Source organism: Herbaspirillum frisingense (genome assembly GCF_047325095.1).
In the GTDB taxonomy this organism is placed as follows: domain Bacteria; phylum Pseudomonadota; class Gammaproteobacteria; order Burkholderiales; family Burkholderiaceae_D; genus Herbaspirillum; species Herbaspirillum frisingense.
The window spans coordinates 3964620-3988975 of record NZ_CP168558.1 but is presented as its reverse complement, the minus strand read 5'-3'; the positions used below and the strand labels follow the sequence as shown (position 1 = coordinate 3988975).

Genomic DNA, 24356 nt, shown 5'->3' with positions numbered 1-24356 from the left:
GGCAGACATGAGCCAGACATTCAAGGTGGCGGCCATCCAGATGGTCTCCACCCCCGAGGTACAAGAGAACTTCGCCAGTGCGGCGCGCCTGGTGGCGCAGGCGGCGGAGCAGGGCGCGCAGCTGGTGCTGCTGCCCGAATACTGGCCCCTGCTGGGCCGTCACGAACGCGACAAGCTGGCCCATGCCGAGGATGATGGCACCGGCCCGATCCAGGCCTTCATGCAGACGCTGGCCCGCCAGCATCAGATATGGCTGGTCGGCGGCACCTTGCCGCTGCAGTCGGCCGACCCTGACAAGGTCCTCAATACCTCGCTGGTCTATGACCCGCAAGGCCAGCGCGTCGCCCGCTATGACAAGATCCACCTGTTCAACTTCGTGCGCGGGCAGGAAAGCTATGACGAGGCCCGCACCATCGAACATGGCGGCGAGGTACGCAGCTTCGAGGCGCCGTTCGGCCGGGTCGGGCTGTCGGTCTGCTATGACCTGCGCTTCCCCGAGCTCTACCGGGCCATGGGCGAGTGCGCGCTGATCGTGATGCCGGCCGCCTTCACCTATACCACCGGCCGCGCCCACTGGGAGCTGCTGCTGCGCGCCCGCGCCGTCGAGAACCAGTGCTACGTGCTGGCCTCGGCCCAGGGCGGCGAGCACGTCAATGGCCGCCGGACCTGGGGCCACAGCATGCTGGTGGACCCCTGGGGCGAGATCGTGTCGGTCCTGCCGGAAGGCGAAGGCCTTGTGATCGGCGACATCGACCCCCATCGTCTACAATACGTTCGAGAAAGCTTGCCGGCGCTTCGCCATCGTAAGCTTTGACCTTTTTTGCCTTCCGACAAGACGCTATGAAATTATTTGAACCCAACATGGGCGCCCTGCAAGTGGCGCGCGACGTGCTGCTGACTCCCTTCGGCCTGGACGAATCCAAGCTGCTCAAGGCCCTGGGCAACATGTTCACGCACAAGGTCGACTACGCCGATCTCTACTTCCAGTTCACCAAGAGCGAGGGCTGGAGCCTGGAAGAGGGCATCGTCAAGACCGGCAGCTTTTCCATCGACCAGGGCGTGGGCGTGCGCGCCGTGTCGGGTGACAAGACTGCGTTTTCCTATTCCGACGAGATTTCCGAAGCGGCTCTGATGGACGCCGCCGCCGCCACCCGCACCATTGCCCGCCAGGGCAGCGGCAAGGTCAAGGTGGCCGGGTCCATGATCCCCGCCGGCGGTCGCGCGCTCTACCTGCCGCACGATCCGCTGACCTCGCTGGACGCCACCGCCAAGGTGCAATTGCTGGAGCGCGTGGAGCGCATCGCCCGCGCCAAGGACCCGCGCGTCAAGCAGGTCATGGCCAGCCTTTCCGGCGAATATGACGTGGTGCTGGTGGCGCGTGCCGATGGCGTGCTGGCGGCCGATATCCGCCCGCTGGTGCGGGTTTCGGTGACGGTGATCGCCGAACAGAATGGCCGTCGCGAGATGGGCAGCAGTGGCGGCGGTGGTCGTTATGACTATGGCTACTTCTCCGACGTGCTGCTGGAAAAGTACGCCTCCGAGGCAGTTGCCACCGCCCTGGTCAACCTGGACGCGCGCCCGGCCCCGGCCGGCCCGATGACCGTGGTGCTCGGCCCCGGCTGGCCCGGCATCCTGCTGCACGAAGCCATCGGCCACGGCCTGGAAGGCGACTTCAACCGCAAGGGCTCGTCCACCTTCTCCGGCCGCATCGGCGAGCGCGTGGCGGCCAAGGGCGTGACCGTGGTCGATGACGGCACGATCGCCGACCGTCGCGGTTCGCTCAACATCGACGACGAAGGCAACCCGACCCAGTGCACCACGCTCATCGAGGACGGCATCCTGAAGGGTTATATCCAGGACACCATGAACGCGCGCCTGATGAAGATGGACGTCACCGGCAACGCCCGCCGCGAATCCTTCGCGCACCTGCCCATGCCGCGCATGACCAATACCTACATGCTGGGCGGCGACAAGGACCCGGGCGAAATCCTGGCCTCGGTCAAGAACGGCCTGTATGCGGTCAACTTCGGCGGCGGCCAGGTAGATATCACCAATGGCAAGTTCGTCTTCTCCGCCAGCGAGGCCTACATGATCGAGGATGGCAAGATCACCTATCCGGTCAAGGGTGCCACGCTGATCGGCAATGGTCCCGATGTGCTGAACCGGGTTTCGATGATCGGCAACGACATGCGCCTGGATTCCGGCGTGGGCGTGTGCGGCAAGGAAGGCCAGAGCGTGCCGGTCGGCGTGGGCCAGCCAACCCTGCGCCTGGATGGCGTGACCGTGGGTGGCACCGCCTGAACCAGCTGGCCAGGTTCAGCAGAAGCAGGTTCAACACTGCAATGAAGACCGCCGGAGAGCTTGCCGGCGGTTTTTTTTCGTCGGCTGGGGATGGAAAAAGCTGCGGTGAAGGCGCTGAATGAGACGTCGCCAGATCAAATTACCGCTTTTTTTGCAGGATAACCACAGCGAAAAGTGGCACAGGAGACGGGCAGGGCTTGCATGGGGCGTGATTTTTTATTGCTTTTGGAGGCTGATATGGTGCATTTAAGGCAATGGTCGTACAAATATTCCATGATTTTTGAGAAAAATGTGCATGAGCACTGCATCAATCCATTTTTCGCATCTCCCTTGCCAAAGCCCCGGATTTGTAGCACTATGAATATCTGCTTCAATTAATCCATGACGCCAGACATGTCTTTCGCCCGCGCTTACTTTTATTTTTACTTTAGCTATTCCAGCCCCACGGCGGTGAAAAGCGGTAAGCGTTCGTAAAAAGACAAAACCGAATTTCCTAAAAAACCGCCAGTGATGGCGGTTTTTTTTTGGTCAAATTTCCAGCTGAATATTTGCAGCACTCCAGGAGAAAAAAATGCCGCGCACTGACGATCTTCGCATCCGAGAAATGAAAGAACTGGTCCCCCCCTCGCATCTCATCCGCGAATTCGGCTGCACCGAAAAGGTTGAGCGCACCACCGCCGAAGCCCGCACCGCGTTGCATCGCATCCTGCACGGTCAGGACGACCGCCTGATGGTCGTCATCGGCCCCTGCTCCATCCACGACACCAAGGCCGCCATGGAATATGCGCGCCGCCTGGTGGTGGAGCGCGAGCGTCACAAGAACGAGCTGGAAATCGTCATGCGCGTCTACTTCGAGAAACCGCGCACCACCGTCGGCTGGAAGGGCCTGATCAACGACCCGTACATGGACAACAGCTTCCGCATCAACGATGGCCTGCGCGCTGCCCGTGAACTGCTGCTCAACATCAACGACCTGGGCCTGCCGGCCGGTACCGAATTCCTGGACGTGATCAGCCCGCAATACATCGCCGACCTGATCAGCTGGGGCGCCATCGGCGCCCGCACCACCGAATCCCAGGTGCACCGCGAACTGGCCTCTGGCCTGTCCTGCCCGGTGGGCTTCAAGAACGGCACCGACGGCAACGTCAAGATCGCCGTGGATGCCATCAAGGCCGCGTCCCAGCCGCACCACTTCCTGTCGGTGACCAAGGGCGGCCACTCGGCCATCGTCTCTACCGCCGGCAACGAGGATTGCCACATCATCCTGCGCGGGGGCAAGCAGCCCAACTATGATGCGCCCAGCGTGGAAGCAGCCTGCCAGGACATCGCCAAGAGCGGCCTAGCAGCGCGCCTGATGATCGACGCCTCGCACGCCAACAGTTCCAAGAAGCCGGAAAACCAGATCCCCGTCTGCGCCGACATCGGCCGCCAGATCGCCGGTGGCGACACCCGCATCGTCGGCGTGATGGTGGAATCGCATCTGGTGGCCGGTCGCCAGGACCTGGTGCCGGGCAAGGAGCTGACCTACGGCCAGTCTGTGACCGATGGCTGCATCAACTGGGAAGAAAGCCTGCAAGTGCTGCAAGGCCTGGCCGACTCCGTCAAGCAGCGCCGTCTGGTGGGCGACGAGCGCGATGCCGCCTGATCGGGTCTGACCTGATCCGCTTCAAGCAGCGCACAAGCAAAACGCCGGCAATTGCCGGCGTTTTTCATTGCAAGGCCTGATCAGGCCCGGGGATCAATCACGGAAGTTGTTGAACTCCAGCGGAATGTCCTTGATCTCCTTGCGCAGCAGCGCCATGGCGGCCTGCAGGTCATCGCGCTTGGCGCCGGTGATGCGCACGGCATCGCCCTGGATGCTGGCTTGCACCTTCATCTTGCTGTCCTTGATGACGCGCACGATCTTCTTGGCATCGTCGCTTTCGATGCCGTTCTTGACCTTGATCACCTGCTTGACCTTGTCACCGCCGATCTTCTCGATCTTGCCTTCGTCCAGGAAGCGCACGTCGACGTTGCGCTTGGTCATCTTGTTGGTGAGCACGTCGCGCACCTGGCTCAGCTGGAAATCGGAATCGGCGAAGGCGGTCAGTTCGCGTTCCTTCTGTTCGACGCGGGCGTCGGTACCCTTGAAGTCGAAGCGGGTGGAGATTTCCTTGTTGGCTTGTTCTACGGCATTCTTGACTTCGACCAGATTGGCTTCGCAGACGGTATCGAATGAGGGCATGGCTTTATCCTTATGTTCTTGCAGCCGGCGGAGGCCGGCGTCTGACCCGTGATTCTAGCGGAGTGGGGCCGCCGCCGCCATCGTCGTCCCGCCGACAGCCAATCTCCGGCCTCCGGAGCGCTATAATCGCTGCCCTATGACCATGTCTTCGCTTCCCGTCCAGCACGCCGTTTCCCTGCGCGCCCTCAATACCTTCGGCATCGACGCCCAGGCCCACGCCTACCTGCCCGTCGAAGCTGTGGAAACCCTGCAGGCACTACGCGCCGATGCCTCCCTGATGAGCTTGCCCCGGCTGGTGCTCGGAGGCGGCAGCAACCTGCTGTTGACGCAGGATTTCGGTGGACTGGTGCTGCATATGCAAGGCCGCGGCATGGCAATCACCGGCCAGGACGAGGACTTTACCTACGTGCGCGCCGCCGCCGGCGAAAGCTGGCACGGCTTCGTCCAGTGGACGCTGGCGCAGGGGCTGGGCGGACTGGAGAACCTCTCGCTCATTCCCGGTAGCGTGGGCGCCGCGCCCATCCAGAACATCGGCGCCTATGGCATCGAACTGAAGGATCGTTTCCACAGCCTGCGCGCCTTCGATCTGGAGCGCGGCGAGATCTTGACGCTGGACCGCGAGGCCTGCCGCTTCGGCTATCGCGACAGCGTCTTCAAGCACGCACTGCGTGACCGCGCCATCGTGCTCGACGTCAGCTTCGCCCTGCCCAGGCGCTGGATCGCCAATGCCAACTATGCCGATGTGTCGCAGGCGCTGGAAGAGCAGGGCATTACCGCGCCCGGACCGCGTGACATCGCCGAGGCCGTCATCGCCATCCGCACCCGCAAGCTGCCCGATCCGGCGCGCATCGGCAATGCCGGCAGCTTCTTCAAGAACCCCATCGTGCCGGCCCGCCTGCGCGATCGCCTGCTGGCGCAATACGCCAACCTGGTCAGCTATCGGGTCGATGACGATCACTACAAGCTGGCCGCCGGCTGGCTGATCGACCGCTGCGGCTGGAAGGGCAAGTCCATGGGACGGGCGGGTGTCTACGAACAGCAGGCACTGGTGCTGGTCAATCGCGGCGGCGCCAGCGGTGCCGAAATCGCCAGGCTGGCCAAGGCCATCCAGGATGACGTGCTGGAGAAGTTCGGGGTGCAGCTGGAGCCGGAGCCGGTCTTCATCTGAGTACGCGTTTTCCTGCACGTAAAAAAGCCGTCGGTATCGCTACCGACGGCTTTTTCATTCTGCTTTGCTGGCGATCAGCCGAAGTGGCAGACGTAGTCCAGGGTCTCGGTCACTTCGATGTCGAAGCTGGAGTTGCCCGGCACGCTGAAGGTGGTACCCGCAGCATAGGTATTCCAGGCTTCTTCGCCCTTCAAACGCACGCGGCAGCTACCGCCGTTGATTTCCATGATTTCCGGCGCGCCGGTGCTGAAGTTCAGCGAAGACGGCAGGATCACGCCCAGGGTCTTCTTGCTGCCATCGGCCAGCAGCACGGTGTGCGAGACGCACTTGCCGTCGAAATAGACATTGCCCTTCTTGAGGACGGTGACGTTGTCGAATTGGGTGCTCATCGAATCGCTTCCATTAAACGGTGTAAGGGGGAATCCTGCAGGAATTAATTCTCATCCTTGCCCAGCAGCGGCAGCGACACGGCGGTGCTGGAATCCAGCAGGCCGGTGCCCTGGTAGATCGCCAGCTTCTGGCGGGTGTCGGCGATGTCCAGGTTGCGCATGGTCAGCTGGCCGATACGGTCGATGGCGGAGAAGCTGCCTTCGCCCTTTTCCATGGTCAGGCGTTCCGGGTGGTAGGTCAGGTTGGGCGACTCGGTGTTGAGGATCGAGTAGTCATTGCCGCGACGCAGTTCCACCGTCACTTCGCCGGTGATGGCGCGCGCCACCCAGCGCTGGGCGGTTTCGCGCAGCATGATGGCCTGCGAATCGAACCAGCGGCCCTGGTACAGCAGGCGACCCAGCTTGCGGCCGTTGTCGCGGTACTGTTCGATGGTGTCTTCGTTGTGGATGCCGGTGACCAGACGCTCGTAAGCGATGAACAGCAGGGCCAGGCCCGGGGCTTCGTAGATGCCGCGGCTCTTGGCTTCGATGATACGGTTCTCGATCTGGTCGCTCATGCCCAGGCCATGACGGCCACCGATGCGGTTGGCTTCCAGGATCAGGTCGGTCATGCTGTCGAAGGTCTTGCCGTTCAGGGCCACCGGACGGCCTTCTTCGAAGCGCACGGTGACCGTCTCGGCCTTGACTTCGACGTCATCGCGCCAGAACGCCACACCCATGATGGGCTGCACGATCTTGATGCCGCTGTTCAGGAACTCCAGGTCCTTGGCTTCGTGGGTCGCGCCCAGCATGTTGGAGTCGGTCGAGTAGGCCTTTTCCACCGACATCTTGTAGTCGAAGCCGGACTTGATCATGAACTCGGACATTTCCTTGCGGCCACCCAGTTCGTTGATGAAGGTGCTGTCCAGCCAGGGCTTGTAGATCTTCAGGTTGGGGTTCACCAGCAGGCCATAGCGATAGAAACGCTCGATGTCGTTGCCCTTGAAGGTGCTGCCGTCGCCCCAGATATCGACGTTGTCCTCGCGCATCGCGGCCACCAGCATGGTGCCGGTCACGGCGCGGCCCAGCGGGGTGGTGTTGAAGTAGGTGATGCCTGCGGTGGAGATGTGGAAGGCACCGCTCTGCAGGGCGGCAATACCTTCGTTGGCCAGCTGTTCGCGGCAGTCGATCAGGCGCGCCAGCTCGGCACCGTATTGCAGGGCCTTCTTGGGGATGGCGTCGTAGTCCGGCTCATCCGGCTGGCCCAGATTGGCGGTATAGGCGTAGGGGACGGCGCCTTTCTGGCGCATCCAGGTCAGCGCGGCGCTGGTATCGAGGCCGCCGGAGAAGGCGATGCCGACTTTTTGATTGACCGGGACGGATTGCAGGATGTTGGACATGATCTTGACGTTGCGATGAGGATGAATTGACTAGGACTGGCGGGCTGGGCGTCATGCGCAGCCCGGAATTTCATTGGTCGTACTTGCCGTGCACCAGATACTCGAGCAGGGCCTTCTGGACGTGCAGGCGATTTTCCGCCTCTTCCCAGACCACCGACTGCGGGCCGTCGATCACCTCGGCGGCCACTTCCTCGCCACGGTGGGCCGGCAGGCAGTGCATGAAGAGTGCATCCTTCTTGGCGCGCGACATCTTGGCCTGGTCCACGATCCAGCCGTCGAAGGCCTTCAGGCGGGCGTTGTTCTCCGCCTCGAAGCCCATGCTGGTCCATACGTCGGTGGTGACCAGGTCGGCATCCTGGCAGGCATCGGCCGGATTGGCGAAGAAGGTGTAGTGCGTGTTCCCGGGCGAGACCTGGGCCGGGTCGATGTCATAGCCCTTGGGGGTGGAGACATTGACGTGGAAGCCGAACACCTCGGCCGCCTGCAGCCACGAATACAGCATGTTGTTGGCATCGCCCACCCAGGCCACGATCTTGCCCTGGATGCTGCCGCGCTGCTCGATGAAGGTGAAGACATCGGCCAGCACCTGGCAGGGATGCTGCTCGTTGGTCAGGCCGTTGATCACCGGCACGCGCGAATGCTTGGCAAAGCGCTCGATGATCTCCTGGCCGTAGGTACGGATCATGATGACGTCGCACATGCGCGACATCACCTGGGCCGCATCTTCGACCGGTTCGCCGCGGCCGAGCTGGCTGTCGCGGGTGTTCAGGTAGATCGCGGCACCGCCCATCTGGTGCATGCCGGCCTCGAAGGAGAGGCGGGTGCGGGTCGAGTTCTTCTCGAACACCATCACCAGCGTGCGGTCGGCCAGCGTGTGGTGGGGCTCGTAATTCTTGAACTTACGTTTGATCACACGGGAACGTTCGATCACGTACTCGTATTCATCAAGCGTAAAGTCGGAAAACTGAAGGTAGTGTTTGATTGCCATAAATAAAAACGGCGGCCAGTGTGGCGCCTGCCGCCGATAGTCGTTAACTCCTTAGATTATAAGGGATTCGGCTTAAAAAGATACCCGCTGTACTTGCCTTGCGGAAACAGTCGGCGAATCCCCTTGTGGGGGCGGGCAATGAAGCTGGCTCGGGCGGCAGAAACAAATTTCTCGACACTATTCGAGCCGCAGGCAGAACTTATTTGAATCAGCTATCGATATCTGACGAGAAAATCCTTCTACTACGAATCGGTCAGCAAATGTCACGATATAAATAAGAATCATTAGCATCTGTGCAATTAGAATCGGCGCCTTTCTATTCCCTTGGAGTAAAAGCGGCCATGTCCGATTCGCCTGTTGTCCCATCCGGTTTCCGTCTGCGAGCCTTGCCTTCGGCGCTGGCTGCTGCCGTGCTTTCCATGCCAGCCCTGCCTTTGCTGGCTGCCCCCACTGCTGACGACCAGGAAGAAACCGTCACCTCCCGCCTGCCCGCCGTCGAGGTCCGCGACCGGCGCAGCCAGGGTGATCAGCGTCCCGGCAAGCTCAGTAGCGCCACCCGCACCGCCACCGAGCTCACCGACATACCGCAGACCGTGCAAAGCGTCGCCATCGAACGGGTGATGGCCTACGGCGGGCGCGACATGGCGGCCGCATTGACGGGGGTACCGGGCATTTCCAATGTCTCCGATACCCGTTTCGACGCCTTCCGCATCCGTGGCTTTTCCAATGCTGGCGACATGCTGCTGGACGGCGTGCGTGACGACGCCCAATACGTGCGCAGCCTTGGCACCATCGAGCGCATCGACATCCTCAAGGGACCGGCCGCCGTCCTGTATGGGCGGGGCAGTGGTGGCGGCGTGATCAATCGCATCAGCAAGCAGCCGGGTCAGGAAGCTTTCGGTCAGGCCTCGGCTACCCTCGGCAGCTACGGCCAGCAGGGCGTGGCGCTGGACTGGAACCGTCCGCTCGATGCGCAATGGGCCATGCGCCTGAACCTCGGCCGCGAGCACGAGGGCAATTTCCGCCATGAGGTGCGCGGCACCCGCCAGTATTTCGCGCCGTCGCTGAAATGGGAATCCGGCCGTGACAGCTGGCTGCTGCAGGCCGAATACCAGGAGTTCCTGCGCACCCCCGACCGCGGCGTGCCGGCGCGTGTGACCGCGCTCTCCCCGCGCAATACGGCCACCGCCTATGCCTTGCCGGTGGCTGACGATGGCAAGTTCTTCGGTGCTGCCGGGCGCGACGTGCTGCGCGATACCACGCTGGCCCTGCGCTCCACCCTCACGCGCGCCGTGGCGCCGGACTGGAGCATCCGTCACGGCGTGAGCCTGTTCGAACTCGATAGCGACTTCGACAACAGCTTCGTCTCGCAATCCTTCGTCAGCACCAGCCGCAACCTGCAGCAGGTCCAGCGTAGCCGCTTCCAGCAGGACCTGCACCAGCGCAACCTGCAGACCAACCTGGAGGTGCTGGGCAAGCTCGTCAGTGGGCCGTTGCAGCACGAGTTGCTGGCCGGCGTCGAATATGCGTGGCAGAAGCGCGACCCCCGGCTGTGGATGGGGTCGGCCACCCCGGTCTCCCTCCGCAATCCCGACAATCGCGACAACAAAGGCGTGGTTCCCCAGCCGTGGCAGATGAACTATCACAAGGCCAGCAACCTGGGTATCTATGCACAGGACCAGATCGATCTGGGCGGCCGCCTGAAAGGCCTGTTCGGCCTGCGCTGGGACGACTTCGACATCGATTCGCGCAACCAGTTGAGGAATCTGCGCAGCGAGCGCTCCAGCCATGCCCTGAGCCCGCGCGTGGGGGCAGTGTGGGAGGCCATCCCCGACCAGCACCTCTACCTGTCCTGGAGCAAGAACTACGCCCCGGTCGGAGGGGACGTGATCGGCATCACGCCCGGCGCCGAGGGCAACGCCAACGACCTCGGCCCGCAGTACAGCCGCCAGGTCGAAACCGGCCTCAAGAGCGACTGGTTCGATCGCAGGATCAGTACCACCCTGGCCTGGTTCCAGCTGGAGCTCTACAACCGCACCGTGGCCGATCCCCTCAAGCCGGGCACCTTCTACCAGACCGGGCTGGAGCGCAATCGCGGCGTCGAGTTCAGCGTGGCCGGTGAAGTGCTGCGCCACTGGTTCCTGCGTGCCGGCTGGACGCAGCAGAACGCCAAGGTGCTGCAGGCAGAGCCGCAATTCACCGGCAAGCGCGCCAGCGGCGTGTCGGCCCGTAATGGCAGCCTGTTCGTCTCCTACGCGCCACCGCTGGGCTGGTTCGGCGAGACCGGCCTGATCGTCGAGGGCGCGCGTTTCGCCGACCGGGACAACCTGGTCGAGTTGCCCGCCTATACCCGCTGGGATGCCATGGTGGGTTATCGCCTGCAGCGTGCCGATTTCACCCTGGCCGCGACCAATCTGGCCGGCCGCCGCTACTACGCCAGCGCCACCGGCGCCTCCCAGATCATCCCGGGGGCGCCGCGGGCCGTGTCGTTCACGGCGACCTACAGGTTCTGAACCCGAGGTCGCCCATGCTCCGGAGCGTACCCGCTGTCATGTGCGCGGGGCCGGGGCATTTTCCGCAAAGGCAGGCATATCCGCCAGCCGCGCATGGATGCCTGCCAGCGTCGGCCATTGCGACAGGTCGATGCCCATGCGTTCGGCATTGACCGTCTGCGGGAACAGCAGGATGTCGCCCAGCGAAGCTTGCTGACCAGCGACGAACGGCCCGGCCTGGTGGCTCTGCAGCAGGCGGTCGATGGCCTGCAGACCTTCCATCACCCAGTGCCGGTTCCAGTCGGCGATCTCCGCAGCCGTCACCCCGGGCAGGGTCGACAGCCGGCGCGCCACCCGGGGCGGGACCAGCGCATGGATTTCGGCGGCGATGGCGATGGCGACCGAGCGCGACAGCGCGCGCTGTTCCAGTCCCTTGGGCAGCAGCGGCGGCTCCGGATGCAGCTCGTCCAGGTATTCGATGATGGCGATGGATTGCGTGATCAGCCGGCCCTGATCCGTCACCAGGGCCGGCACCAGACCTTGCGGATTGATGCGCAGGTAGTCCTCGCGGCGGTTTTCCGGATCGTCGCCGAGGATGGAGACCGGCAGCACGTCGACCTCGATCTGCTTGATGGCCAGGGCAATGCGCACGCGCGAGGCGGCCGAGGAGATGTCGTTGAGATACAGTTTCATGTCTGGTCCTTTTGAAGTGATGAAGTGATGAAGTGATGAAGCGATGAAAAATCAGGGGGCAGGTAACGCTGCCGATGGCGCGGTCTTCCCGGCAGCGGTGGACAATGCCGCCAGGGCGGCTGCGGCCTGCGCCTGCTCCGGTGCGTGGGTATCCCAGGCACAGGGACTGGCCGAGATGGCCAATGCGGTGATCCAGCCGATCATGGTGCGCATGGTGTCTTCCTTTCTCTTGAAAACGATGTGAGGGTTCAGGCCAGCTCGGCAACTCAGCCGAAGGTGAAGGCATAGGCAGTGGCACCGGGGTCGAGGAAGCGCACCTCGAAACGACGCGGCTTGACCCCGCCACGCTGGCGCACCAGTTGGAACAGCCGGGTGCGGCTGACCGTGCCATTGCCGGCGGCATCGATGTCGGCACCATGCAGTTCCCCCGGCGCCTGGCCATCCACGCTGACCACGAAGCGCACCGGCCGGCCGTCTTCCCCGGGGCCGAGCACCAGGTGCAGGTCGCGTGCCGAAAAACGGTAGGCGATGCTGCCGTCGGCCTGCTGCAGGCTCGCCGCTTCGGCACCGACCTTCCAGGTGCCGCTCAGACTCCATTGATTCAGTTGCAGTGGCGCGGCGCTGTAGTGCATCGCCACATCGGGCCGCAGCCGTTCTGGCGAGACCATGCCGGTGGCCTGGCGATAGCCCAGATAGCTTTCCTGTGAAGCCAGCCGGGCCAGGTCCGGCGCGGCCTGGATGTCGGTGGCGTTGGGCTTCACCGCAGCATCTCCGTCATTGCCTTTCGCACTCTGGCCGGCCTCCTTGAGCAGGGCCCGGATGGCCTCTTCGGTGCTCTCGTAGCGCCCTTCGCCGAACTGGTGGTAGCGCAGCTTGCCCTGGGCATCGGCCAGGTAGATCGCCGGCCAGTAGTTGTTGTCGAAGGCGCGCCACAGGCGGAATTCGCTGTCGACCGCGACCGGGAAGTCGAGCTTGAATTCGTTCACGGCCTGGCGCACGTTGTCCACTTTGCGCTCGAAGGCGAACTCGGGGGTATGCACCCCGATCACCACCAGGCCCTGATCACGGTATTTCTCGGCCCAGGCCCGGATGTAGGGCAGGGTGCGGATGCAATTGATGCAGGAGTAGGTCCAGAAATCCACCAGCACCACCTTGCCGCGCAACTGTTGCGCCGATAGCGGGGCCGAGTTCAGCCACTGCACGGCACCGTCCAGGGCCGGCAATGCGCCTTCGACCGGCAGGTTGCTGCGGTAGGGGCGCCTGGCCGTCTCCGCCGGATGATCGATTGCGCCGCCAGCCATGGCTGCGGCAACTGGCCCGCGTGGCGGTGCCAGCAACTCGAGCAGGCGGGTCTCAAGACCTTCGGTAGCGCTGGCCTTCGCCGCCAGCGGCAGGCTCGCGCCCACGGCAATGCTGGCGACCGCGGCCAGCACGGCTGCGCCCAGCAGCCGGCGCAGCCACTCACCCATCCCCAGCCGACGGCGCAGAACAGCCATCACACCGGCCCCAGCGGACAGAACCACGGCCAGCATGCAGGCCGCCCCGCTGGCGTAGGCCAGCAGCAGGGTGGCAGTGTGCGGCGTCGGGCCGGCCCAGGCGGCGGCCGACAGCACCAGGCCCAGGATGGGGCCGGCGCAGGGTGTCCATAGCAGGCCGGTGGCCGCGCCCAGCAGCACGGCTGCGGCTACGCTCTCGCGCCCGCCCCGTGGCGTCCCACCGCGCTTGGCCAGCACATTGCCCAGCAGTACGCCCGGGCGCGCCAGTAGTGTGGCCAGCGTGGGCGACATCAGCGTCAGACCGAACAGGGCCAGCACCAGCATGGCAGCGACGCGACCCGCTTCATTGACATGGACGGCCCAGTGGGCAGCCACCGCAGCCAGCGTGGCCACGGCAGAAAACACCAGCGCCATGCCCGCCAGCAGCGCCAGGCGTAGCCGCCATGGCTGGTCGGCGCGGGCCAGCAGGAAGGGCAGGACCGGCAGGATGCAGGGGCTCAGCAAGGTGAGCGCTCCGCCGAGGAAGGCGGCAAGATAGAGGGTCATGATGTAAGGCCGGCAAGGGCGGTGTGATGGGCGACCCGTGCATGAGACCGCGCCGGTGTATCTGTCATGTGTAGGCCAGGGCCGGCTTGTGTATCCCTGCGTGTCCGCCGACGGCGCGGCTACACGGGCTTACAATTCTCGCCAACAGCGGCAGGCTGGTAGGCTCGCGGCCTCTCAATCCGGTTGGCGGGTGGTTTTGTCGTCGTCTGTGTCCGGCATACGGCCGGATACATTGAGGTACAAATCTCCCGCCGGCAGCCCTTGCAGGGGAGGCTTGCAAGACGTAAAAGACAGGGTCGCGCACTTTCACTCGAGCTAGTTCCGCCTCCGGCCGGCTGCAAGCTTAAAGCTGAAAGCGACAACACTGAACACAACAAGGGAAGGGCAGGCAGGTGGAACACATCGATCACATCCTCATCGTCGACGACGACCGCGACATCCGCGAACTGGTGGCCGACTACCTGAAAAAGAACGGTTTGCGCGTGGACGTGGCCGGCGATGGTCGCCAGATGCGTGCCTTCGTCGCCAGTAACGCCGTGGACCTGATCGTGCTGGACATCATGATGCCCGGCGACGATGGCCTGGTCCTGTGTCGCGAGCTGCGCGCCGGCAAGCACAAGGCCACCCCCATCATCATGCTCACCGCCCGTTCGGAGGAGACCGATCGCGTGGTCGGCCTGGAAATGGGCGCTGACGATTACCTGGCCAAGCCGTTCGCCGCGCGCGAACTGCTGGCGCGCATCAAGTCGGTGCTGCGCCGGACCCGCATGCTGCCGCCCAATCTGCAGGTCAGTGAAGCCGGCCGGCTGCTGCGCTTCGGTCCCTGGCGGCTGGATACCTCGGAGCGCCACCTGCTGGCGCCCGATGGCATGGTGGTCACCCTCAGCGGCGCCGAATACCGCCTGCTGCGGGTGTTCGTCGATCACCCGCAGCGGGTGCTCAATCGCGACCAGCTGCTGAGCCTGACCCAGGGGCGCGAAGCCGAGATCTTCGACCGTTCCATCGACCTCCTGGTCAGCCGGCTGCGCCAGCGGCTGGACGATGACGCGCGCGAACCGCGCTACATCAAGACCATCCGCAGCGAGGGCTATGTGTTCTCGATGCCGGTCGAGATCGAGGAAGCCCGCCCGTGACCACGCGTTCAGCTGATGCCGGCGCGCCCAGGCGTGTGCTGCGCATGCCCCGCCCGCCCCGCACCCTGGGGGCACGCCTGTTCCTGATCTTCCTGGCGGCGTTGGCGCTGGCCCATATCCTGTCCTTCGCCGTGCTGTTTCTGGAGCGCTATACCGCAGCGCGCGCGGTCATGCTCGATACGCTGGAAAACGACGTGGCCACCTCGGTCGCCATTCTCGATCGCCTGCCCGCCGCCGAACGGCCTCAGTGGCTGGCACCGCTGCAGCGCGATACCTATGGCTATGTCATCGGCGAAGGTCGCGCCGGGGTCCCCGAACTGTCGCCCCGGGCGCAGCAGATCGCTGCGCGCATCCGGGCCGCACTGGGTGGCCGCTATCCCTTCACGATGCAGACCGTTCCCGGTCCGCGTGAACATCTGCAGGCGCATCTGCGCCTGTCCGATGGCAGCGCACTGACGGTGGATCTGCATCCGGCCATGAAGCCGCTCACCCACTGGCTACCCTACGTGCTGGTGGCGCAATTGCTGCTGCTGGTGTTGTGCAGCTGGTTCGCGGTGCGACTGGCCTTGCGTCCGCTGGCCGACCTCGCCGCCGCTGCCGACCGCCTCGACCTGGGCCGTCCGGGCCCGCCCCTGCAGGAGGACGGTCCGGCCGAAGTCGCCCACGCTGCGACGGCCTTCAACGCCATGCGCGAGCGCATCGCCGATCACCTGCAGGAACGCATGCAGATCCTGGCGGCGGTCTCGCACGACCTGCAGACGCCGCTGACGCGCATGCGGCTGCGTGCCGAGATGGCCGATCCCGGCAGCGAGCGCGACAAGCTGCTCAACGACCTGGCCGAAATCCAGCGTCTGGTGCAGGAGGGCATCGCCTATGCGCGCAGCGCCCACGGCAACGACGAGGCGGCCGTGCGCATCGACCTGGCCTCGTTCCTGGAGAGCATGGTCTTCGATTATCAGGACAGCGGCCAATCGGTGACGCTGGCTGGCACCCTGCCCACGTTGGCCCTGATCACCCGCAGCCATGCGCTGCGTCGCATCCTCACCAACCTGATCGACAATGCGCTCAAGTTCGGTGGGGCCGCCGAGGTGCAAGCCAGTATCCTGCCCGCCGGGCAGTTGCGCATCGCGGTGCGCGACCATGGCCCGGGTATCCCCGAGGACCAGCTGGAGGCGGTATTCCAGCCCTTCGTCCGTCTGGAAGGCTCGCGCAACCGCAGCACCGGCGGCACCGGCCTGGGTCTGGCCATCGCCCGCCAGCTGGCGCTGGCCCTGCAGGGTAGTCTGGTGCTACGCAACCGGTCGGATGTGCCGCAGGGGCTGGAGGCGGAACTGGTGATCAGTTCCCTGTCCTGAATCGGTGAGGACCTGGGCCGGTGGCTGTTGGTTGTTGGTTGCTGGTTGCTGGCGCAGGATTGCGTATCCCAATGTATCCGGCATGGCCGCCGCTACACCGGCTTGCAAAACCAGGCTTGGCCGTACACAAGGGCGATACATCGGCGCGGCATTCTCCTTCATGTCCCATCCACATGAACGGAGAACCCGATGACACAGGAAATCAATCTTCAACGCCGCCGCCTGTTCGGTGCCGCCGCGGCCACCGCCAGCACTGCCATGGTCGCGCAACTGGGCCTGTCGGCCACGGCGTGGGCGCAGTCGCCCGGCCTCGATGAGGGCGCCCTCGGCAAGGTGATGCCGGGCGTGCACACTTCCTTCGGCCAGATCAGGCAGGTGCAGGCCGGCCTGCTCGATGTCGGCTACGCCGATGTCGGTCCAGCCGATGGCCCTGTCGTGATCCTGCTGCATGGCTGGCCCTACGACATCCATAGTTTCGTCGACGTGGCCCCGGCCCTGGCGGCGGCTGGTTATCGCGTATTGGTCCCTTACCTGCGTGGCTACGGCAGTACCCGCTTCCTGTCGGCGTCGACCGTGCGCAATGGCCAGCAGGCGGTCGTGGCACTGGACATCATTGCGTTCATGGATGCACTCAACATTGATCGCGCCATCTTCGGCGCCTTCGACTGGGGTGCACGCACCGCCTGCATCATCGCCGCCCAGTGGCCGCAGCGCGTCAAGGCGCTGGTCTCGGTAAGCGGCTACCTGATGACCAATGTCGATGCCGGCCGCCAACCGCTGCCGCCGCAAGCCGAGCTGGACTGGTGGTACCAGTTCTACCTGGCCACCGATCGCGGCGTGGCCGGCTATGAAAAGTACCGCAAGGATTTCAACCGACTGATCTGGCAGACGGCCTCGCCGCGCTGGCATTTCGACGACGCTACCTATGCCCGCAGCGCCGCCGCGTTCGACAATCCGGACCATGTCGCCATCGTGGTGCACAACTACCGCTGGCGTCTGGGCCTGGCACCGGGCCAGACGCAGTACGACGCGCTGGAGCAGCGCCTGGGCAGCTTCCCCGTGATCACGGTGCCCACCATCACCCTGGAAGGGGACGCCAACGGCGCCCCGCACCTCGACCCGGCGCTCTATCGCAAGCGCTTCGCCGGGCCGTATGCGCACCACACCTTGACCGGCGGCATCGGCCACAACCTGCCGCAGGAAGCTCCGCGCGAGTTTGCGCTGGCCGTCGTCGAGGCCGATCGCTTGTCGGCCTGATCGCTGGCCTCATCCCAACATCCAGATAAAAGGAAACATCATGCAACGTAGTCTCAACAAAAAAATAGCCTTCGTTACCGGAGGTTCGCGCGGCATCGGCGCGGCCGTTGTTCGCAAGTTGGCGCGCCAGGGCGCGGTGGTCGCATTGACCTTTGCGGGTAGTCATGACAAGGCCAGTGCATTGGTTGCCGAGATTCATGCCGCAGGCGGCCGGGCGCTGGCGATCCAGGCCGACAGTGGTGACCCGGCGGCGCTGCAGGCCGCCATTGCGCAGGTCGCCTCCGAGTTCGGACGCATCGACATTCTGGTCAATAGCGCCGGGCTGTTGCTGCGTGGGGAAGTGGAAGACTTCGCGCTGGAAGATTTCAACCGCATGTTCGAAGTCAATGTGCGCGCAGCATTTGTCGCGGTTCAGGCCACCTTGCCGCACATGGCCGCTGGTTCGGCCATCGTGTTGATAGGCAGCGTGGTGGCCGAACGCGCCGGCTTCCCTGGCAGTGCGGTGTATGCGATGACCAAGGGAGCGCTGGCATCACTGACTCGCGGACTGGCGCGCGACCTGGGGCCTCGTGGTATTACGGTGAGCAATGTGCAGCCGGGGCCGACCGTGACAGATATGAGTCGGGGCGGCGAACCGGAGATGGCCGCCTTGCTGACACCGATGATGCCCATTGGTCGCCTTGGACAGCCGGAGGAAATCGCCGATTTTGTAGCCTTCCTGGTATCGGAGGAGGGGCGCCTCATCACCGGCGCCAGTCTCACTATTGACGGCGGTTTCCTGGCCTGAACCTGATCCCCTCCGAAACCTCGCTTTCAATACAGCGTCTGTGAAGACTCATGCACCAGCTGTGCATACAGCTGATGGCGCAGGCCGGCGATCTCGCCGGCCTGAACCGCTTCCAGCACGGCGCAGCCGGGTTCGTTGAGGTGATGGCAGTTGTAGAAGCGGCACTTGCCCAGGTAGGGTGTGAAGTCACGGAAGGCGCGTTCCAGCATGCCTTCGGAGAGCTGGTACAGGCCGAATTCCTGGAAGCCCGGGGAGTCGATGATGCTGGCCCCGCCCTCCATCTGGTACAGGCGGGTGAAGGTGGTGGTGTGCTTGCCGGTGTCGAGCGCGGCCGAGATTTCGCGGGTGGCGATGTCGGCGTCCGGCACGATCAGGTTGATGATGGAGGACTTGCCCATGCCGGACTGGCCGATCAGGATGGTGCTCTTGCCGGCCAGCAGCGGCATGAAGGCGGCGCGGGTCTCGTCCGGGTGGGCCTTGGCCGAAACCTCGTGTACCGGATAACCCAGGCGCGCATAGACCTGCAGGCGTTCGCGGGTCTTCGGCAGGGCCTCGGTGATGTCGGTCTTGTTCAGGATCAGGTGGGCTGACACGCCCGCCGATTCGGCCGCCACCAGCGCGCGCGAGACCAGGTCGTCGGTAAAGCTGGGCTCGGTCGCCACCACGATGAACAGCTGATCCACATTGGCCGCCAGCAGCTTGGACTTGTACTGGTCGGAGCGGTACAGCAGGGTCTTGCGCTCGTCGATGGCCTCGATCACGCCCTGGTCCGGCGAAGTGCGCGCCAGGCGGATGTGGTCACCCACGGAGACGTCGCTCTTCTTGCCACGGGTGACGCAATGCAGTTTCTGTTCCCCTGCCTGCACAAGATAATGCCGCCCGTGGGCGGCGATCACCAGACCGGATTCCAGGTCGGCCTTGGCGGCCGGTCCGGCGCCGCGTGCTGCGGCTTGCTTGCGGCCAGCCATCAGGCGTTGGCGCGCTGGGCGAAGATGGCGTCGACCTTGGCCGCGCAGACGAAGTCGTTGGCCGAGAGACCGCCACGGCCGTCGTTGACGCTATGGGTATCGAAACGCACGCTGCAGCGGTTGTAGCTCACGCCCAGGTCGGGGTGATGGTCTTCGGCATGGATCACCCAGGCAATCGCATTGACGAAGGCCAGGGTCTCGTAATAGTTGGCGAAGGCGAAGCTGCGCGCCAGCTTGCCGCCTTCGATCTTCCATTCGGGCAGGGCGGCCAGGTGGCTGGCGAGGGCGGCGTCATCCAGGGCCTCGATGGGCTGGACGCAACGGGAAGCGGCGAGGGTGCTTGCGGTAATGCTCATGGGGTTCTCCAACGGTCAGGAAGCTGCATGCCCCTGACCTGTATGCAATGAAAGAAATCAGTGATTGCCAGCCGGCGCAGGTGCTGCCATGGCGCCATGCAGGTGCCGGATGCGCAGCGAAGCCGGCGGATGCGAATCGTAGAAGGCCGAGTGCAGCGGGTCGGGCGTGAGCGTGGAGGCGTTGTCCTCATACAGCTTGACCAGCGCCGAGACCAGGTCCTGGGCATGGGTATGCTGGGCGGCAAAGGCATCGGCCTCGAACTCGTGCTTGCGCGAGGACAGCGACGACAGTGGCGAGAGCAGGAAGGTGAAGATCGGCAGCACCAGCATGAACAGGATCAGCGCCATCGCGTCGTTGCTGCCCAGCAGCAGCGGGTCCACGCCCAGCCCGGTATAGAACCAGGCCTGGCCCTTCAGGTAGCCCAGCAGGGCCAGCAGCGCCAGCGACATGGCAAACATCACCACCACCCGCTTAACGATGTGCTTGAGCTTGAAGTGGCCCAGTTCGTGGGCCAGCACGGCCTCGATCTCGTGCGGGGCCAGGCGCGCCAGCAGGGTATCGAAGAAGACGATGCGCTTGCCCGAGCCGAAGCCCGAGAAATACGCATTGCCATGTGCGCTGCGCTTGGAACCGTCCATCACGAACAAGCCCTTGGAAGCGAAGCCCACGCGCTGCATCAGACCCTCGATGCGGCTGCGCAGGCTGTCGTCTTCCAGCGCCGTGAACTTGTTGAACAGCGGGGCGATGAAGCTGGGATAGATCACCAGCATCAGCAGCTGGAAGGCGCACAGCACCACCCAGGTGTAGAACCACCACAGCGCGCCGGCCTTGTCCATCAGCGTCAACACCACCCACAGCAGCGGCAGGCCGATCACCGCGCCCACCAGGCTCTGCTTGATCATGTCGCTGAAGAACAGGGCGCGGCTCATCTTGTTGAAGCCGAAACCGGCCTCCAGACGGAACTGGCGGTAATAGTCGAAGGGCAGGTCGACCAGGCCGGAGATGATGCCGAAGCCGGCCACCAGGGCGATCTGGTAGAGCATCCCGGGGCCGCCGGTCCAGCCCAGCAGCAGGCTGGAGAGCCACTGCAGCCCGCCCAGCAGGGTGAAGCCAATCAGTACCGCCGCATTGACCAGCAAGGTCACCAGACCGAACTTGGTGCGCGCGACGGTGTAGTCGGCCGCCTTCTGGTGGGCAGACAGGGGAATCTTCTCGGCGAACTCGGGCGGCACGGCGGCGCGATGCGCGATCACATGGCGGATGTGGCGCGACGCCAGCCAGAACCGCACCCCCAGGCTGATCCCCAGGAACACGATGAACAAAACGGAAAACGAAAGTGAAGACATGCGTACCCTGTGCGAAAATATGAAGATTCGTATCGAAATTCGTCAAGAAGTTCGTATCGAAGTTCGTAGCCCGACCCGAATGCCCGCCGCCGCACTGTTGGCAAGACATCGAGTCATGACGCCCGGCGTGTGCCGGGCGAGCGAACCAGGCAATGGAACCATGCAGCAGATGGGGCCAGATCCCCATCCCGTCAATAAGGAAGAATTATGTCACAAGCCCCCGCCGCGCCCGTCCGGCCCAATGAAATGAACCTGATCTGGGTCGATATGGAAATGACCGGACTGGACCCGGACAAGGATCGCATCATCGAAGTGGCCGTGGTGGTTACCGATGCGGAACTGAACATCCTGGGCGAAGGCCCGGTGCTGGCCGTCCATCAGTCCGACGAGCTGCTGGACGGCATGGATGCCTGGAACAAGGGAACCCACGGCCGCTCGGGCCTGATCGACCGCGTCAAGGCTTCCATCGTCACCGAAGCCGATGCCGAGCAGCAGATCATCGCCTTCCTGAAGCAATACGTCCCGGCCGGCAAGTCGCCCATGTGCGGCAATTCGATCTGCCAGGACCGTCGCTTCATGGTGCGCGGCATGCCCAAGCTGGAAGAATTCTTCCACTATCGCAACCTGGATGTGTCGACCCTGAAGGAACTGTGCAAGCGCTGGAAGCCGGAAATCGCCACCGGTTTCAAGAAGCGCCAGATGCATACGGCCCTGGCCGATATCCTGGAGTCGATCGAAGAGCTCAAGTACTACCGCGAGCACTTCATCAAGGAATGATGCGCAGGGCAGCCATGTTGCCCGCAGTGCAATAAAAAGGCGCGCCGGCTTCCCGGTGCGCCTTTTTCGTTATAGGCCGGAAATGCTTGCCCCTGTGACCTTCTGGCTTATTCGGTGCCGTCAGCGCTGCTGTCCGCGCCACAGCATTTCTTGTACTTCTTGCCACTGCCGCAGGGGCAGGGATCGTTGCGGCCGGTCTTGGGCGCTTCGCGCTGCACCTGTTCCACGGCCGACTTGCGTTTGGGCGCCCAGTAGCGGTGGATGTGAGGAATGGCAGCCTCGATCTCGATGGCCAGCTTGTGGGTCTTGACCGGGTCATCGATGAGCTTGGTCTCTTCCTCTTCCAGCTCTTCCGAGCCGAGCAGGTAGATCGGGCGCATCAGCGGGGCCAGGTTGGAATGGAAGATTTCGTCCCATTGCTCGGCGCGCAACTGAATCCCTTCCCAGAAGCCCCAGGCCCAGGCCTCGGCGTCCAGCAGCGGCTTGCCTTCATGTTCACGTTCGCAGAACAGGGGCTCGTACTCCTTGGGCGCCACTTCGAAAGTGATGGCGATTTCGTTCATGCTGCGCGCGATCAGGCTGGTGATGCGCTCGGCTTCCTTGCCGTTCTTGAACTTGGGCGTGTCTTCCGGACGGCTGCCCCAGACCCGCGGCAGCCATTCGGCCATCAGCACTTCCTGCGGACCGATGGCCAGGGCCGTCAGGTAGCCGTGCAGGGTGTCCATGGTCATCACATCGTCGGCGCAGCGATCGGAGAGGAGAAAATCGTCGAGTTCGTCGAATTCGGCGTCGGAAAGGGGCTGGTCGAGTTGCATGATGGGTCCGGTTGCTGAAGATTGCTGTTACCAAAGGCAGGAGTGTAAAGGCATTCAGCCAGGGGCGCGAGCATTGTCGGCGTTGGCCGCCGCAATCTGCTGCGGCGCGGGCGCCGTGGACAGTACAATAGCCGGATGAATCAAGCCGCCACTGCTGACATCCCTGACGTCCCCGACGCCACCTCCTTCGCCACGCTCTCGCCCGATACCGTGCTCGATGCCCTCGACGCCCTGGGCCTGTATGGCGACGGTCGCCTGCTGGCATTGAACAGCTATGAAAACCGGGTCTACCAGGTCGGCATGGAAGACGGCCCGCCGCTGGTGGCCAAGTTCTACCGGCCTCTGCGCTGGTCGGATGCGCAAATCCTCGAAGAACACGCATTTTCACAGGAGTTGGCCGACGAAGAGGTTCCCGTAGTGCCGGCCATGCGCCTGGACACCGGCGCCACCCTGCATCGCCATGCCGGGTTCCGCTTTGCCGTGTTCCAGCGCCATGGCGGCCGCGCCCCTGAGCTGGACGATGCCGACACCCTGGAACGCCTGGGCCGCTTCATCGGCCGCATCCATGCGGTGGGTATGCGTCGTCCCTTCGTCGAGCGCCCCGCGCTGGACCTGGCCAGCTTCGGCCATGAGCCGCGCGACTGGCTGCTGGCGCATGACTTCATCCCCATGGATGTGGCCACCGCCTGGCGCACCACGGTCGAACAGGCCCTGCAGGGCGTGCAACGCTGCTACGACCGCGCGGGCGACATCCGCAGCCTGCGCCTGCACGGGGATTGCCATGTCGGCAATGTCCTGTGGACCGATGCCGGCCCGCACTTTGTCGATTTCGACGACAGCCGCAGTGGCCCTGCCGTGCAAGATCTGTGGATGCTGCTTTCCGGCGAGCGACGCGAGATGGTCGGGCAACTGGCCGACCTGCTGGCCGGGTATGAAAGTTTCTGCGAATTCGAACCGCGAGAACTGTACCTGATCGAAGCGCTGCGTACGCTGCGGCTGATTCATTATTCCGCCTGGCTAGCGCGCCGCTGGGACGACCCGGCGTTTCCGGCCGCCTTCCCCTGGTTCAACACCCAGCGCTACTGGCAAGACCGCATCCTGGAATTGCGCGAGCAGATCGCGCTGATGGATGAGCCGCCCCTGTGGCCGGTGTGAACCGGCACCGATGAACCGCCTGACCTGTTTCCCCCATCTTCCATGAGCCAATCCCTTACCCGCTGCGGCTGGGTCAACCTTGCCAACCCCCGCTACGTCGAGTACCACGACCACGAGTGGGGTGTTCCCTGCCACGATGAAACCCGACTCTTCGAAATGCTCAACCTGGAAGGCGCCCAGGCCGGGCTGTCCTGGGAGACCGTGCTCAACAAGCGCGAGACCTACCGCGCTGCCTTCGACCAATGGGATGCCGAGAAGATCGCCCGCTACGACGAGCGCAAGGTGGCGCAATTGCTGGCCGATCCCGGTATCGTGCGCAATCGCCTGAAGGTGGCCGCCACCATCGGCAATGCCCGCGCCTACCTCAAGCTGCGCGAGGAAGTGGGCGGGCTCGATCCCTACCTGTGGGGCCAGGTCGATGGCCAGCCCATCGTCAACCGCTGGGCCTCCCTGGCGGACTGCCCGGCCAAGACCCCGCTGTCGGACGCCATTTCCAAGGACCTCGCCAAGCGCGGCTTCAAGTTCGTCGGGTCCACCATCATCTACGCCTATCTGCAGGGCGTGGGCGTGATCAATGACCATGTGCGCGATTGCCATTGCCACGGTCGCTGAGCTGACCTGTACCAAAGGGTGGCATGAAGACGGAATGAGGACGGGCGGCCGTGGTCGGGTTTGGTTTACACTCGCAGCCTGCGGCGGTGCATCAGGACTGCCGGGATAGATTCACGAG

Annotated in this window: 24 protein-coding genes; 13 read left to right on the top strand and 11 right to left on the bottom strand. The window is 64.0% G+C overall.

Annotated elements, in window-relative coordinates; translation table 11 throughout:
* Positions 1-7: 7 nt before the first annotated feature.
* From ACEOAC_RS18390 to aroG, 3 genes are all read left to right on the top strand, one after another.
* Positions 8-814 carry a carbon-nitrogen hydrolase family protein gene (locus ACEOAC_RS18390; protein ID WP_241811954.1) on the top strand — a complete coding sequence of 269 codons (807 nt, stop codon included), beginning with the start codon at positions 8-10 and terminating at the stop codon, positions 812-814.
* Between the two features lie 26 nt (positions 815-840).
* Positions 841-2301, top strand: a complete 1461-nt coding sequence (tldD, locus tag ACEOAC_RS18385) for a metalloprotease TldD (protein WP_102661302.1) — start codon at positions 841-843, stop codon at positions 2299-2301.
* A gap of 571 nt (positions 2302-2872) precedes the next feature.
* Positions 2873-3946 (top strand): 3-deoxy-7-phosphoheptulonate synthase AroG, encoded by a 1074-nt coding sequence (aroG, locus tag ACEOAC_RS18380; RefSeq protein ID WP_102661303.1) that lies wholly within the window; start codon positions 2873-2875, stop codon positions 3944-3946.
* Positions 3947-4039: 93 nt separating this feature from the next.
* On the opposite strand, the gene ACEOAC_RS18375 is transcribed toward aroG, so the two are convergent.
* Positions 4040-4525 (bottom strand): YajQ family cyclic di-GMP-binding protein, encoded by a 486-nt coding sequence (locus ACEOAC_RS18375; RefSeq protein ID WP_006463130.1) that lies wholly within the window; start codon positions 4523-4525, stop codon positions 4040-4042.
* A 136-nt stretch (positions 4526-4661) separates the two neighbouring features.
* Here ACEOAC_RS18375 and murB point away from each other — a divergent pair, with 136 nt between their 5' ends.
* Positions 4662-5693 (top strand): UDP-N-acetylmuramate dehydrogenase, encoded by a 1032-nt coding sequence (gene murB / locus ACEOAC_RS18370; protein ID WP_413444698.1) that lies wholly within the window; start codon positions 4662-4664, stop codon positions 5691-5693.
* 74 nt (positions 5694-5767) lie between these two features.
* Here murB and ACEOAC_RS18365 read toward each other — a convergent pair whose 3' ends face one another.
* From ACEOAC_RS18365 to argF, 3 genes are all read right to left on the bottom strand, one after another.
* A complete protein-coding gene (locus tag ACEOAC_RS18365; protein ID WP_006463128.1) occupies positions 5768-6082 on the bottom strand; it encodes a pyrimidine/purine nucleoside phosphorylase in 315 nt (104 codons plus the stop codon).
* 44 nt (positions 6083-6126) lie between these two features.
* Positions 6127-7461, bottom strand: a complete 1335-nt coding sequence (gene argG / locus ACEOAC_RS18360; protein ID WP_241811952.1) for an argininosuccinate synthase — start codon at positions 7459-7461, stop codon at positions 6127-6129.
* A gap of 70 nt (positions 7462-7531) precedes the next feature.
* Positions 7532-8449 carry an ornithine carbamoyltransferase gene (gene argF, locus ACEOAC_RS18355; protein WP_413444697.1) on the bottom strand — a complete coding sequence of 306 codons (918 nt, stop codon included), beginning with the start codon at positions 8447-8449 and terminating at the stop codon, positions 7532-7534.
* A 341-nt stretch (positions 8450-8790) separates the two neighbouring features.
* Here argF and ACEOAC_RS18350 point away from each other — a divergent pair, with 341 nt between their 5' ends.
* Positions 8791-10962, top strand: a complete 2172-nt coding sequence (locus tag ACEOAC_RS18350; protein WP_413444696.1) for a TonB-dependent receptor — start codon at positions 8791-8793, stop codon at positions 10960-10962.
* Positions 10963-10998: 36 nt separating this feature from the next.
* Here the strand turns inward: ACEOAC_RS18350 and maiA are convergent, their stop codons facing one another.
* Genes maiA through ACEOAC_RS18335 form a run of 3 tightly spaced genes read right to left on the bottom strand, consistent with a single transcriptional unit; the run spans position 10999 to position 13676 of the window.
* A complete protein-coding gene (gene maiA, locus ACEOAC_RS18345; protein WP_413444695.1) occupies positions 10999-11634 on the bottom strand; it encodes a maleylacetoacetate isomerase in 636 nt (211 codons plus the stop codon).
* Positions 11635-11685: 51 nt separating this feature from the next.
* Complete coding sequence (locus ACEOAC_RS18340; RefSeq protein ID WP_413444694.1) at positions 11686-11847, bottom strand: hypothetical protein; 162 nt, start codon at positions 11845-11847, stop codon at positions 11686-11688.
* Positions 11848-11900: 53 nt separating this feature from the next.
* On the bottom strand, positions 11901-13676 hold the full coding sequence (locus ACEOAC_RS18335) for a cytochrome c biogenesis protein DipZ (RefSeq protein WP_413628503.1): 1776 nt from the start codon (positions 13674-13676) through the stop codon (positions 11901-11903).
* 392 nt (positions 13677-14068) lie between these two features.
* On the opposite strand from ACEOAC_RS18335, the gene ACEOAC_RS18330 reads away from it, so the two are divergent.
* The 4 genes from ACEOAC_RS18330 to ACEOAC_RS18315 all read left to right on the top strand — a co-directional run bounded on the left by ACEOAC_RS18330 (position 14069) and on the right by ACEOAC_RS18315 (position 18208).
* Positions 14069-14809 (top strand): response regulator, encoded by a 741-nt coding sequence (locus tag ACEOAC_RS18330; protein WP_234295891.1) that lies wholly within the window; start codon positions 14069-14071, stop codon positions 14807-14809.
* 44 nt (positions 14810-14853) lie between these two features.
* Complete coding sequence (locus tag ACEOAC_RS18325; protein WP_413628502.1) at positions 14854-16164, top strand: ATP-binding protein; 1311 nt, start codon at positions 14854-14856, stop codon at positions 16162-16164.
* Between the two features lie 189 nt (positions 16165-16353).
* A complete protein-coding gene (locus ACEOAC_RS18320; RefSeq protein ID WP_413444914.1) occupies positions 16354-17421 on the top strand; it encodes an alpha/beta fold hydrolase in 1068 nt (355 codons plus the stop codon).
* 40 nt (positions 17422-17461) lie between these two features.
* The gene (locus ACEOAC_RS18315) at positions 17462-18208 is read left to right on the top strand and encodes a 3-oxoacyl-ACP reductase family protein (RefSeq protein WP_006465644.1); all 747 of its coding nucleotides are present in this window, start codon (positions 17462-17464) and stop codon (positions 18206-18208) included.
* A 26-nt stretch (positions 18209-18234) separates the two neighbouring features.
* Here the strand turns inward: ACEOAC_RS18315 and rsgA are convergent, their stop codons facing one another.
* Genes rsgA through ACEOAC_RS18300 form a run of 3 tightly spaced genes read right to left on the bottom strand, consistent with a single transcriptional unit; the run spans position 18235 to position 20879 of the window.
* A complete protein-coding gene (gene rsgA, locus ACEOAC_RS18310) occupies positions 18235-19176 on the bottom strand; it encodes a ribosome small subunit-dependent GTPase A (RefSeq protein ID WP_077237827.1) in 942 nt (313 codons plus the stop codon).
* Positions 19176-19532 carry a 4a-hydroxytetrahydrobiopterin dehydratase gene (locus ACEOAC_RS18305; RefSeq protein WP_077237828.1) on the bottom strand — a complete coding sequence of 119 codons (357 nt, stop codon included), beginning with the start codon at positions 19530-19532 and terminating at the stop codon, positions 19176-19178. The genes rsgA and ACEOAC_RS18305 overlap by 1 nt, the downstream gene beginning before the upstream one ends.
* A gap of 57 nt (positions 19533-19589) precedes the next feature.
* A complete protein-coding gene (locus tag ACEOAC_RS18300) occupies positions 19590-20879 on the bottom strand; it encodes a M48 family metallopeptidase (protein WP_039877235.1) in 1290 nt (429 codons plus the stop codon).
* On the opposite strand from ACEOAC_RS18300, the gene ACEOAC_RS18295 reads away from it, so the two are divergent.
* On the top strand, positions 20848-21129 hold the full coding sequence (locus ACEOAC_RS18295; RefSeq protein WP_413444915.1) for a hypothetical protein: 282 nt from the start codon (positions 20848-20850) through the stop codon (positions 21127-21129). The genes ACEOAC_RS18300 and ACEOAC_RS18295 overlap by 32 nt on opposite strands.
* Positions 21087-21656, top strand: a complete 570-nt coding sequence (orn, locus tag ACEOAC_RS18290) for an oligoribonuclease (RefSeq protein ID WP_413444916.1) — start codon at positions 21087-21089, stop codon at positions 21654-21656. Before ACEOAC_RS18295 ends, orn begins: the two co-directional genes overlap by 43 nt.
* A gap of 107 nt (positions 21657-21763) precedes the next feature.
* Here orn and ACEOAC_RS18285 read toward each other — a convergent pair whose 3' ends face one another.
* On the bottom strand, positions 21764-22471 hold the full coding sequence (locus tag ACEOAC_RS18285) for a UPF0149 family protein (RefSeq protein ID WP_077237830.1): 708 nt from the start codon (positions 22469-22471) through the stop codon (positions 21764-21766).
* Positions 22472-22606: 135 nt separating this feature from the next.
* Here ACEOAC_RS18285 and ACEOAC_RS18280 point away from each other — a divergent pair, with 135 nt between their 5' ends.
* Together ACEOAC_RS18280 and ACEOAC_RS18275 are read left to right on the top strand one after the other, a co-directional pair.
* Positions 22607-23626, top strand: coding sequence for a serine/threonine protein kinase (locus ACEOAC_RS18280; RefSeq protein WP_413444917.1), 1020 nt, complete (start codon positions 22607-22609; stop codon positions 23624-23626).
* A gap of 42 nt (positions 23627-23668) precedes the next feature.
* On the top strand, positions 23669-24238 hold the full coding sequence (locus ACEOAC_RS18275; RefSeq protein WP_413444918.1) for a DNA-3-methyladenine glycosylase I: 570 nt from the start codon (positions 23669-23671) through the stop codon (positions 24236-24238).
* The last annotated feature ends 118 nt before the right edge of the window (positions 24239-24356 follow it).